The 11,756-nt window shown below is 60.0% G+C and carries 9 protein-coding genes; 5 read left to right on the top strand and 4 right to left on the bottom strand.

All coding sequences use genetic code 11. From position 1 onward, the window contains the following. The first annotated feature begins 185 nt into the window (after positions 1-185). Complete coding sequence (locus CH293_RS26415; RefSeq protein WP_094721914.1) at positions 186-539, top strand: nuclear transport factor 2 family protein; 354 nt, start codon at positions 186-188, stop codon at positions 537-539. Positions 540-748: 209 nt separating this feature from the next. On the opposite strand, the gene CH293_RS26410 is transcribed toward CH293_RS26415, so the two are convergent. Further along, positions 749-1,567: a helix-turn-helix domain-containing protein gene (locus CH293_RS26410; protein ID WP_094721913.1), complete on the bottom strand. Its 819-nt coding sequence runs from the start codon at positions 1,565-1,567 to the stop codon at positions 749-751. A gap of 847 nt (positions 1,568-2,414) precedes the next feature. Between CH293_RS26410 and CH293_RS26400 the strand changes: the two genes are divergently transcribed. Then, positions 2,415-2,867: a MaoC/PaaZ C-terminal domain-containing protein gene (locus CH293_RS26400; RefSeq protein WP_094721911.1), complete on the top strand. Its 453-nt coding sequence runs from the start codon at positions 2,415-2,417 to the stop codon at positions 2,865-2,867. A 523-nt stretch (positions 2,868-3,390) separates the two neighbouring features. Here the strand turns inward: CH293_RS26400 and CH293_RS28000 are convergent. Further along, entirely contained in the window at positions 3,391-3,585 is a 195-nt protein-coding gene (locus CH293_RS28000; protein ID WP_141217224.1) for an MFS transporter, read from the bottom strand. Between the two features lie 66 nt (positions 3,586-3,651). Between CH293_RS28000 and CH293_RS26395 the strand changes: the two genes are divergently transcribed. Beyond that, the gene (locus tag CH293_RS26395) at positions 3,652-4,446 is read left to right on the top strand and encodes a helix-turn-helix transcriptional regulator (RefSeq protein ID WP_094721910.1); all 795 of its coding nucleotides are present in this window, start codon (positions 3,652-3,654) and stop codon (positions 4,444-4,446) included. Between the two features lie 562 nt (positions 4,447-5,008). Here CH293_RS26395 and CH293_RS26390 read toward each other — a convergent pair. Continuing rightward, positions 5,009-5,710, bottom strand: coding sequence for a hypothetical protein (locus CH293_RS26390; RefSeq protein WP_141217223.1), 702 nt, complete (start codon positions 5,708-5,710; stop codon positions 5,009-5,011). A gap of 167 nt (positions 5,711-5,877) precedes the next feature. Between CH293_RS26390 and CH293_RS26385 the strand changes: the two genes are divergently transcribed. Continuing rightward, positions 5,878-6,597: a DUF6461 domain-containing protein gene (locus tag CH293_RS26385; RefSeq protein WP_094721908.1), complete on the top strand. Its 720-nt coding sequence runs from the start codon at positions 5,878-5,880 to the stop codon at positions 6,595-6,597. Positions 6,598-6,861: 264 nt separating this feature from the next. Here CH293_RS26385 and CH293_RS26380 read toward each other — a convergent pair whose 3' ends face one another. Continuing rightward, complete coding sequence (locus CH293_RS26380; protein ID WP_094721907.1) at positions 6,862-7,821, bottom strand: LysR family transcriptional regulator; 960 nt, start codon at positions 7,819-7,821, stop codon at positions 6,862-6,864. A gap of 134 nt (positions 7,822-7,955) precedes the next feature. Between CH293_RS26380 and dnaE the strand changes: the two genes are divergently transcribed. Next, positions 7,956-11,519: a DNA polymerase III subunit alpha gene (gene dnaE / locus CH293_RS26375; RefSeq protein WP_176460133.1), complete on the top strand. Its 3,564-nt coding sequence runs from the start codon at positions 7,956-7,958 to the stop codon at positions 11,517-11,519. The last annotated feature ends 237 nt before the right edge of the window (positions 11,520-11,756 follow it).

Raw genomic sequence — 11,756 nt, 5'->3', positions numbered from 1 at the left:
GTAGCATCCATTTGACTATCCACACCAGTTTTTCGGCAAGCCTCATTTCATGAAGTACCGGCTAGGATGCCCGGACTCGAATTGGCTTACCATCGCCGATCTACTTCCCACGTAATCGACTTCTCGACGCGACTGATGAAAACTGGCCGACAGTAGATGGCTCTAAGTTGAATGAGAGGTTTGCTGTGTCGGTTCTGGTCTGCAACTATTTGGCATGTTGGAATGAAAGAGACTCTGACGCTCGTCAGAAATTGATTGATAGATACTGGGACGAACGGTCGACTTACGTCGATCCATTCGTCGAGGTATCAGGCCGTTGCGAGCTGAATGCTCAGATAGGGGCGGTTCAGAAGCAGTTTCCTGGTTACGTTTTTATTCAGATCGGCGGTGTCGATGCACACCATAGCCTGACTCGGTTTCAGTGGGGTTTCGGTCCAGTCGGCGAAGTGCCGGTCATAATTGGATTTGATGTCGTCGTGGCGGAAGAAGACGGACAGATAACGCAGGTACTAGGCTTCCTGGATCGCGCTCCTGAGTGAATCGGAAGCACTTGCGTGAATGCAGTGGTTACGGGCCCGTTCGCCGACTTTGGGTGTCGACCTAATAGCTATTAGGCGGGCATTAGATCGAACCAACCTGCTTAACGACGTCAATTAAATTCGCATTTCTGCAAGTGGAAGGCAGTCAGGTCACGATGCAGTGGCTCCTCGCCGCCAGACGGAAGCCCCCATGGGCTGCTAGTCGTGATTCAAGACTTGATCGGTGAAACTGGACTGTTTTGGTGTAGGAAGGCTGCTGTGGCTGCGTTTGCAGGGAAGAACGTCTCGATAGCGAGCTCTGAGAGCGTGATATCTAGGGCAGTGCCGAAGGTAGCGATGATGGCTAGAAATGAAAGGTCGATGTCACCGATCCGCAGCTGAAGAGGGACGTAGACGGTGCCAGGGTCGGGGACAATGTGGTCATTGTCGGGGTCGTCGCTGGGGTACTCGAGTAGTTCGTCATACAACGCAAGCATGTCCAGGTCGGCGCGCGCTTGAGCGCTTCGCAGCAGCCCTCCTAGCACGGCAGACCGCCATTGTCCCAGGTTTCGAATATGTGGAGCTAGTCCCTCCGGGTGCAGGGTGAGCCGTAGGGCATTAAGAGGCTGTTTTGCGAGAAACGATGGTGAAGCCAGTTTAGTAAGCGTCGAGGCCGAATCGTTGGCGTCGACGATGTTCCATGTCCTGTCAACTGCCAGCGCGGGGTAGGGCTGATGGGCCTGGAGAACTTCTCGTACCGCTGTTCGAGCTTCGGCCAGCTCAGCTGAGTCAAGGTTGTTCTCTGGGTAGATGGGGGCCAGGCCGGCCGCAAGCAGCATCCGGTTTCGTTCTCGAAGTGGGATGTCGAGATGCTCTGCAATCTTGAGCACCATCCCGCGGCTGGGCTGGGCGCGCCCAGTTTCGACAAAGCTCAAGTGCCGGGTCGATACGCCAGCTTCGCTCGAGAGCTCGAGTTGACTCAGCCGTCGGTGATTGCGCCACTGCTTCAGTAACGCGCCGAATTGATCTTGGACGGTAGTAGTAGTCATGGGGCAAGTGTGGACCACTACGTTCCGCTGCACGATGACCCCCCAGGTAATGGACTCTGGTGGCCAACCGTTGCACTGTGATGAGGGTACGAGTCCACATGTAGCTCCGGAGGGAAGAGATATGCTAAGTCTCAGGCTTGCTCTGCGATTCGACGCCGTGGCGTCAGGTGCGTTAGGAATTTTCTTGCTCGTGCTAGCGAGCGTGCTAGACGGTCCGCTTGGGATTCGCCCAGGTTTGTCGATCGGGGTGGGGATCGGCTTGCTGGTGTGGGCTGCCGTTGTCCTCTGGGTATCAGTTGAACTCCGAAGTACGGCAGTGCTTGAAGTCATCGTACTCAACGTTGTGTGGATTGCTGTCAGTATCGTTTTCGCCTGGGGGGCATGGGGTGGGTTGACTGGCTTGGGCATCACTTTTGTACTGGCTCAAGCGGGTATTGTGGCGGTCTTTACAGGTCTTCAAATTTCCGGTCGAAGGACTCAGCCGACGCCGAATACAGTAGGCGCGCAACGGTAATGCACGTTCGTTTCCCGTCATGCACGACTGCCGGTCTGAGAAACTTCATTTACAACGATAGTGGGTGCGGTACTTCGGGTTGTCCGCCGGATTTCGCGTAGTTGCGCGTCGCTTTCGTGCACAACGGGTCGTCGGACTGTGTGCCCACTACTAGCTCCGCTGCGAGACCAGCATGGCTAGAGAACACCCGTGGCAGCTACATGATCGCCGACAGCGCGACGCAGGGCACGCCGCTATTACTTTCTAAGTAATCGACTGTGACCAAATATCGCGTCGAAGATGATGTGAGGCATCGCCGGAACGACCGGAACGCCGCTAGGTCGAGAGGGAAAAATGAGCAATATTCAGTATGCAGACGATTTAGCCGTTGGCCAACGAATCGAGTTTGGCCAGCACACGGTTAGCCAGGAGGAAATCGTTGAATACGCTAAGCTGTGGGACCCCCTGTTCATTCACGCTGATCCTGTCGCTGCCGAACTGTCTCCGTTCGGCAGCGTCATAGCAAGTGGAATTCATACGCTGGCCATCTACCAACGCCTTGCTGTGCAAGCATTCTGGTCTGGTTTCAAAGGTGGAATCGGCCGGGGCTTCGAGATCAATTTTCGCCGCCCGGTGTTGCCAGGCAACACACTGTCAGGGCATCTCTTGGTCGAGAGCGTGACTCCCCGCCCCGAGCGGAATGACGCTACAGTCACCCTGAGTGCGAAGCTAGTAAACGAGGATGCAGACGTTGTACTTGAGCTAATAAATCGTTCTGTGCTTCCGCTCAGCCCCGGCAGGAGCTGATTTACTCAGTCTTGGCAATCGATTCCCAAGGCCAGCTCCGAGCCCTGCGGGAGAACGCATGTCGGCTTTTATCGACGTGCCAGAACCGCACCACCCGGCGCATCGTGATACTGCAGTCTGACGAGCCGTTTCATCCGAGTTGCGGGTCACTCGGATGAAACGGCTCGAACACGATTAAGGCGACGAGGCCCGGAATACCCTCATTTTGAATCCAGTCCGATCGGGGAACGCTAATGGTGGGTTGATTGAAGTGTCCTCCGCCGTCGATTTGCCACTGGTGGCGTCGTCATCGCCGCTCGGATCGCGCCGTCAGGTCGGTCAATTGCGCAATGTCGACGTCGTTTTGCCCACCACTTCGCGTCGACGCAGTCATATCTGGACTTGGCTACGGGTGCCTGAGGCGGCAGGTTCTCGCCTCGGGTAGGCAGTAACTCCGCCATTCTTTTACCTGTCGTGCTCCTGCGCGATTTCCTGCGCCTGTTCGCATGTATTCGATGCCGTCGCCACAACCTACCCGCTGAGGTCAGGGCAGCCGGTGTTCAAAATGCCCTGATGTGGGGAGGGAGACAATGACGATGGTGCCGTCGAGTTGCACCAGAAACACTCCGGCACACATCGTCGCCAGCACGATGTGGCGCTGTCGACCGCCGTAGTCGGCCGAGTCGGTGTTGTATCGAAGGGTGGGGGACTGTCGAGGCATGCGGTGAGTAGTGGACATACTCCGAAATCTTGGTGGCGAATTGCTTCACCGGACGATGAACTGACATCGGCGCAGACTGTAGGCATGAGCACTTCGAGTCCCCGCACCGCGGCCACCGGCCGGTACGGCGATGCAGACGTCGCCTCCGTTGCAGCGCTGCTGATCGCCGATCCGGACCGCGGACGAATCCTGATGGCACTGGCGGACGGGCGTGCACTGCCCGCCAGCGTGCTGGCCACCGAGGCTTGTATCAGTGCGCAATCGGCCTCCGGTCACCTCAAGAAGCTCGTCACCGGGAACCTGCTGCGGGTCGCCGCGACCGGTAGACACCGTTACTACGCCCTCGCCGGACCCGAAATCGCCGCTGCACTGAAGTCCCTGGCACTGATCGCCGAACCGTACGAAATCACCAGCCTACGCCAAGGCACCATGGCCAACGCTCTGCGCCAAGGCCGAACCTGCTACGACCACATCGCCGGCAAGCTCGGTGTAGCCATCACCGAGGCTCTGCTTAAGTCCCAGGCCCTGGCCCGCACCGACGGCCGGGCAGACGCAGGGCGAGCCGACACCGACCCATTGTCCGCAGGCACCGGCGACGACTGCCCCTACGAACTGGGCCCGCGAGCACACGATGTTCTAGCCGCCATCGATGTCGACATCGAGACCGCATGGCGGTCTCGATCTGGACGCCCGCTGCTGCGCGCATGCGTCGATTGGACCGAGCAACGCCACCACATCGCAGGGTCCCTCGGTGCTGAGATCTGCCGGACCTTCGTCGACGCCGAATGGATCACCCGAAAACCCCGTGAACGTGCGATTTCATTGACACCTCGAGGACATCGCGCAATGGAAGTGCGGCTCGGCCTCGTCGACCTTTGACCACCTGCTATAGAACAAGATTCGACGAGCCGCAACCGCAGAACAAGCCGCCTATGTCTCCCTCGGCGAACGTTTCCCTCGAGTCTTGGGTCGAAACCCAGATCCAGGCAGCCCAGGATCACGGTTAGTTCGAGAACCTGCACAGCACAAGAAAACCCATTCCCGAGTGGGCGGATCGGGCGATTACGCAGCGCCAACTCGACGAGGACTACTTCGATCTGGCCGAACGTGTGAAGTGGGATCCGACCATCCCGAAACGGATCGTTCCCGGCGTACCGTCCAGGCGCGAGTCGCTACAATAATACGAGGCCGTCAAGACGCTCGCCGGGTTCTACAAGTCCGTCCCCTACGGATGCGTTGCATCGCGCTCTGGAAACCTACATGTGGGCCCTGGACACATTCGGTATGGACGGATATGAAGAGTTCATCGCAACATTGAGGGAACGCTTCGAAATCTCGGATGAATAACGCCCCCAGGATGACTCCAGGGGTGATCTGCTCCGCCGCTACGATCGGTTCATGACGCAGTTTGCGGACCAGTGGGCGCGGGCAAAGCGTCAGGTTACACCTGGCGGCCAACGTTGCGGCGGTTGATCTCACTGCTAAGAATTCGGCCGAGTTCGCCGTAGAGACCGTCCTCGCCTCCGGCTGCAACGAGATCCCATAATGTGGTCACACTCCTGGTGATCGCCACGTTCCGAGTCATTCTGGCAGCACTCCACTTCTGGTTGTCGGACGGCGCCTGTCCGGCCTGTATCTGTTGTTCAGCAGCGTCGCGATACATGGAGGCCGCGTCTTCGATAGCCCGCCAGGCGGTCTCGGGATTCGTAGCGCGGGTTTGGGTGGTTGCGAGGGCGTCGAGGTAGGAGTAACGACCTTCCCGGGCGAAGCTGTCCGCACAGTTGATTATCGCGGGTAAGACAAGATCCGAGCGCGTCGCTTTTACGAGCGCTTTGACGTGGGGGCGGTCCGCCGCGCGACGGTCGATGTCGGCCAGCAGGCGATGGTGCATTTCCTCCACCCGGTGGCCGTGGGACTTGCTGTTACCCCAGTGGCCCGTGTCATCGATCGCAATCACTCCCAACGTGAGCTTGTGTAAACGCTCGAGGCCCGCAGACAGGAGCACCATGATGGGGTCACGGGTGTTTTCGGTCAGGGCATCGGTCGACAGCAGGCGCAGTGCGCAAGCGAGGGTATTCCGGGTGGCGTTCGTTTCGTATATGAACGCTCGTGCTTGTTGAGGATCCAGACCAGGTCGTTGCATAAATGCAAGCTAGTCACCGGCTCAGCTAGCCGTAGCCTCCGCATAGTCGGGCGACTGGTTGAGGCTCGCTGTGCATCCAAGCCGTTCGCCGATCGGTGTCCGTCTGCCACGCTGCGCCGGGACGTTGCTGCTTCCCAGGTCTCGACGTTGGCCGTAGCGTCGTCGCGGTGAGCTCACAGCACCCACCCGGATCCGCGCACGAGCCCAGTGCCGAGATCGCCGGCCCACAGTCCATCGTCGACCACCTGCGGGGAGGCGCGCCGGATCTACACGCGTTCGATTGGGTCGACGACAGTGAAGCCAACGGCTACATGTTCTCTGCGTACTGCCTGACCCTGATGCCGCAACTCACCATCGCCGAGCTCGTCGAGCTGCTACCCGTCTCACCCACGATCGTGGGCGAGTGCGACTACCCGACCCTCGAAGACCGCGGTCTGGACATCTTCAACGCCTCCGGCGGCGTTGGTCTCCTCGAGGTTGAGAACGGTGTGGTCATGTTCGAACCCAACGGCTATGTCGGCGTCAGCCCTCCGGTCATGGGGCCGGTCTCGGCCGGCCGGACAGCAGTGAGTCACTACCGGGGTGGCCATGGCGTCACGAACTTTCACTGGTACGTCAATGGCGAGGTCGCAACGGACTTCGAACCGTTCCAGCCGAGCGGGCGCGGTGGTACCCATCCCGACGTGCTGGTTCCTCTGATGCAGTCCATCGGCGGCTTCGCCCTCGACCCCGACGACTGGGCCAATGGAGACGACAGCTGGCTCGACCTCCCACACGATCGAGCAGCGTTCGCCCTCGCTGAAGCCCTCACCGGAATCCCGATCACACTCGACTTGCTGCGCCAGTCCACTTATCTCAGCATCCACGTCCCGATTCCCGAAGCGTAATCAACCCGGACTCGCCAGGACTCACTCCGCCGCTCTAAATCGTTGTCTAGCAGCCGCTTCCGGCTTGTACTGGTAACCCTGCATATCAAGACTGGTCGTATTACTAGCTGGATGCAAATCCGCCATCTGCTCTGCACCCGGGGTTCCATTGCCTCTGTTCGTAACGCGCCTTGACGGCCGCGATAGCTGTTCTTAAGGAGCGTTGTGGTGCGACGGCTTCCGGCGAGCCTTTTGAGTGGAGTGCGCACGTGCTAGGTGCAGCGTTCATTTTCGGAACAATGCGCGATCTGGCGCTGGCAGCCATAGGGAGCTGGTTTCGTTGCCGCGGTAGCTGTCGGCAACGAAGTCAGTCAACGAGTTGAGTGCAGGATGGGAACTCGTTGTTTCCCTCCACAGCAAAGCCATGGGGTAGGCGGGCGTCGGGTTCACGATGGGTACTCGACGAATATTGGGATGCCACGGCGTTGTGGTTCCGTCACCGCCGAAAGTGACCAACGTGCCGGAGTTCGCGATGCGGTCGAGAATGTTGGTGAAACCCACGCCGCCGGGGTGCCGGTCGGAGTTGATTGTGATGCCGCAGCTGTCGCTGAGCTGACGATAGAAGTCGCCCACTTCAGAGTGAAATCCTGCTCCGGGTACCCATGCGGTAAGTCCGTCGAGGTCGTCGAAGTTGATGTGGTCACGTCCTGCGAGCGGGTGGCCACTGCTGACCAATAGATGCAGAGCGTCGAGGTATGCCGGCGCAGCTTTGAGATGGGCCGGAAGATCATGAGCACTCCAGTTATAGCGTGCAAATGCAACATCCACTCGACCATCGACCAACGCGTCTCGTGATGTTCTCGATGGTCCCATCATGATGAGTTCGATCTCGGCGTCCGGGTGTCTGTCCAGGTAGAACCTCATCAGGTTCGCGTCGGCGATCTGTGCGCCGTGCACCGCGACACGGAGTACCTGCAGTTCTCGCACCGCAGCGATTGCAGTGTCGGCAGATGTGAGGACTGTGCGCGCGTGCGGCAGAAAGCGGGCACCGTAATCGGTCAACGCCACGCTGCCGGTTTTTCGATCGAACAGACGAGTGCCAAGTTGACCCTCGAGTTTGGCGATTCGCTTGGACACCGCCTGCTGACTTACACCCAACATCGACGCAGCCAGACTGAACTGACCCTCATCGGCAATAGCGACCATCGCGCGTATCGCGGACAGATCCAGGTCCAACGTCGCCACCTGCCTTACATCCAACAGTTGTCTTCACACGCATGTCGATTGTTCGACTCCTGTGACCCTAACTGGTGATATGTCTGCCAGGGATGAAGTGATCCCAACAGCCAGTAGGCGTTCTATCACCGATCGGGGTGACCATGAGTCGGATGTCGTTCGTTCATCTGCACAACCACACCGAATATTCGATGCTCGACGGTGCCGCCAAGATCGGGGCCATGTTCGCCGAGGCGGCGCGGTTGGAGATGACGGCGGTCGGGATGACCGACCACGGCAACATGTACGGAGCCAGCGAGTTCTACAACGAGGCCAAGAAGGCCGGCATCAAGCCGATCATCGGTATCGAGGCCTACATCGCCCCGGAGTCTCGGTTCAACAAGAAGCGCGTGCTGTGGGGCGATCGGAGCCAGAAGTCCGACGACGTCTCCGGTAGTGGTGCGTACACGCACATGACGATGGTCGCCGAGAACGCCACCGGCGTCCGCAACCTGTTCAAGTTGTCGTCACTCGCGTCGATCGAGGGTCAGCTCGGCAAATGGGCGCGCATGGACGAGGAGATCATTGCCTCGCATGCGGAAGGCATCATCGCCACCACCGGCTGCCCGTCCGGCGAGGTACAGACTCGGCTCCGGCTCGGCCAGGAGCGTGAGGCGCTCGAAGCTGCGGCCAAGTGGCAGGAGATCTGGGGACCGGACAACTTCTTCCTGGAACTGATGGATCACGGTCTGTCCATCGAGCGGCGAGTCCGAGAGGGCCTGCTCGACATCGGCAAGAAGCTCTCCATCCCGCCGCTCGCTACCAACGACTGCCACTACGTCACCAAGGACGCCGCCGAGAACCACGAGGCTCTGCTGTGCATCCAGACCGGTAAGACGCTCAGCGATCCCACGCGCTTCAAGTTCGACGGCGACGGCTACTACCTCAAATCGGCCGCCGAGATGCGCGCACTGTGGGACGACCAGGTGCCCGGTGCCTGCGACAGCACGCTACTCATCGCCGAGCGAGTCCAGCCCTACGACGAGGTGTGGGCACACCGCGACCGGATGCCCATCTTCCCGGTTCCCGAGGGCCACACTCAGGGAACGTGGCTGCGCCACGAGGTCATGACCGGGCTCGAGCGTCGGTTCCCCGACGGCCCGGCCGAGGACTACCTCGCGCGGGCCGAGTACGAGATCAAGGTCATCCTGGAGATGGGCTTCCCGGCCTACTTCCTCGTGGTCGGCGACCTGATCAACCATGCGAAAGCCGTCGGCATCCGCGTCGGGCCCGGACGAGGCTCCGCCGCCGGATCCCTGGTTGCCTACGCCATGGGCATCACCAACATCGATCCACTGCCACACGGTCTGCTGTTCGAGCGATTCCTCAACCCCGAGCGCGTGTCGATGCCCGATATCGATATCGACTTCGACGATCGCCGCCGCGGTGAAATGGTCCGCTATGCCACCGAGAAGTGGGGCAGCGATCGCGTTGCTCAGGTCATCACCTTCGGCACCATCAAGACCAAGGCGGCCATCAAGGACTCTGCGAGGGTGCAGTTCGGTCAGCTGGGCTTCGGCATCGCCGATCAGATCACCAAGGCGTTGCCGCCGCCCATCATGGCCAAGGACATCTCGGTAGCGGGCATCACCGATCCGTCGCACGAGCGCTACAAGGAGGCCGTCGAAGTCCGTGCGCTCATCGATTCCAACCCCGACGTCGCGACGATCTACAAGACGGCCAAGGGCCTCGAAGGCCTGATCCGCAACGCAGGCGTGCACGCCTGCGCGGTCATCATGTCCTCGGAGCCGCTCACCGACGCCATCCCGGTGTGGAAGCGCGCCCAGGACGGCGCGATCATCACAGGCTGGGACTACCCGTTGTGCGAGGCCATCGGCCTGCTGAAGATGGACTTCCTCGGCCTGCGAAACCTCACCGTCATCGGCGACGCCATCGACAACATCAAGGCGAACCGCGGAATCGACCTCGACCTCGACACCCTTGCACTGGACGACGCGGCTACCTACGAGATGCTCGCCAGAGGAGACAACCTCGGTGTCTTCCAGATGGATTCGGCTGGTATGCGGGAGCTTCTGCTTCGCATGGCACCGACCGAGTTCAACGACCTCATTGCATCGAACGCACTGTATCGACCAGGTCCGATGGGGGTCGGAGCGCACTGGGCGTACGCGGACCGCAAGAACGGCCGCGAGGCAGTAACCCCGATCCATCCGGAGCTCGAGGTACCACTCCGCGAAATATTGGGCGAGACATATGCGCTGATCGTCTATCAGGAGCAGATCATGCAGCTCGCGCAGAAGGTGGCCGGCTACACCCTCGGTCAGGCCGACCTTCTCCGGCGAGCGATGGGTAAGAAGAAGCCCGAAGTGCTCGCCGCCGAGTTCGAGAACTTCCGAAACGGCATGCGCAGCAACGGATACAGCGACGATGCTGTCACCGCCTTGTGGGAGGCCGTTCTACCGTTCGCAGGCTACGCCTACAACAAATCACATGCCGCCGGCTACAGCCTGGTCATGTACTGGACCGCCTACCTGAAAGCCAACTACCCGGCCGAGTACATGGCGGGCCTACTCACCTCGGTCGGCGATGACAAGGACAAAATCGCCGTCTACCTAGCGGACTGCCGCACCAGAGGCATCGTCGTGCTGCCTCCCGACGTCAACGCCTCCCGCATCGACTTCGCCTCGGTGGGCAAAGACATCCGCTTCGGCCTCGGTGCGGTGCGCAACGTAGGAACCAACGTGGTGGCGTCGATCATCAGGGCACGCGAGCAGAAGAGCAAGTACGCCGACTTCTCGGACTACCTCAACAAGATCGACGCCACTGCCTGCAGTAAGAAGGTCACCGAATCCCTCATCAAGGCAGGCGCTTTCGACTCTTTCGACCATCCCCGCAAGGGATTGATGCTCATCCACGCCGACGCGATCGACGCGGTGATGGGCACCAAGAAAGCAGAGGCGATCGGTCAGTTCGATCTGTTCGGCGGCGAGGATGCCGACGAGTCCATCTCAGCAGTGTTCAACGTTCGGGTGCCGGACGAGGAGTGGGAATCCAAGCACAAGCTTGCACTCGAACGAGAGATGCTGGGACTCTACGTGTCCGGTCACCCCCTCGACGGCATCGCCACTTCGCTCAGATCGATGACGGACACTTCCATCGCGGCTGTGCATGCAGGAAAGGTGCGTCACGGCCAGAGGATCAAGATTGGTGGCATCGTCGCAGCTGTCGACCGTCGTGTGAACAAGAAAGGTGAGCCGTGGGCCATCGTCGAGATCGCTGATCTCGACGCTGCCACCGAGATACTGGTGTTCTCGACGACTTACGCCGGCTTACAACATGCGCTAACCGAGGATTCCGTCTTGCTTGTTACCGCAAACGTCAGTACTCGCGAAGGTAGAACGTCAGTCGTCGCAGTCGACATCTGCGTGCCTGAGCTGGGGAGTGCCGACCCATCGCTCTCCCCGATGACCCTCACCCTCGCGGTGCACTCCTGTACACGACAGAACATCGAAGCCCTCCGTGAAACTCTGCAACGCCATCCTGGGAGCACCGACGTCCACATCGCTCTGACCGGCGCGACGACGACACGGTGGGCAACCGATCCGATGTTTCGGGTACACAAGACACCAGCCCTATTCGGCGATCTCAAAGCCCTGTTCGGAGCCAACTGCCTCACAACGTCCCCGCCCGACGCAGCGAATGCGTAGAAGTGACCCGGTGTGCAACGACGCAGTCGGGGCTTGTTACGTCATCCAGAACGGCCACTGGCCAGTAGTGCGTTGGTAGGCGTCGAACACGATCTCTACAGCGGCATCGGGGTGACGCGCAAGGCATACGGACATCCACACCGTCGACGACGTATCCCTTGCGAGCGACTCCGAAGAGGAATCAGACCCGGGGCGAAGGCTGGACCTCGGACAACTCTGTCCGATAGGCACGCCAGC

The organism is Rhodococcus sp. 14-2470-1b, assembly GCF_002259415.1.
In the GTDB taxonomy this organism is placed as follows: domain Bacteria; phylum Actinomycetota; class Actinomycetes; order Mycobacteriales; family Mycobacteriaceae; genus Rhodococcoides.
This window is presented reverse-complemented; position numbering and strand designations above follow the sequence as displayed.

Bases quoted from the DNA above. Each gene is read 5' to 3' on its own strand.
- CH293_RS26395 (WP_094721910.1), top strand. From the start codon at position 3,652: ATGAGCACTTCGAGTCCCCGCACCGCGGCCACCGGCCGGTACGGCGAT.
- dnaE (WP_176460133.1), top strand. From the start codon at position 7,956: ATGAGTCGGATGTCGTTCGTTCATCTGCACAACCACACCGAATATTCG.
- CH293_RS26390 (WP_141217223.1), bottom strand. From the start codon at position 5,710: ATGCAACGACCTGGTCTGGATCCTCAACAAGCACGAGCGTTCATATAC.
- CH293_RS26410 (WP_094721913.1), bottom strand. From the start codon at position 1,567: ATGACTACTACTACCGTCCAAGATCAATTCGGCGCGTTACTGAAGCAG.
- CH293_RS26400 (WP_094721911.1), top strand. From the start codon at position 2,415: ATGAGCAATATTCAGTATGCAGACGATTTAGCCGTTGGCCAACGAATC.
- CH293_RS28000 (WP_141217224.1), bottom strand. From the start codon at position 3,585: ATGTCCACTACTCACCGCATGCCTCGACAGTCCCCCACCCTTCGATAC.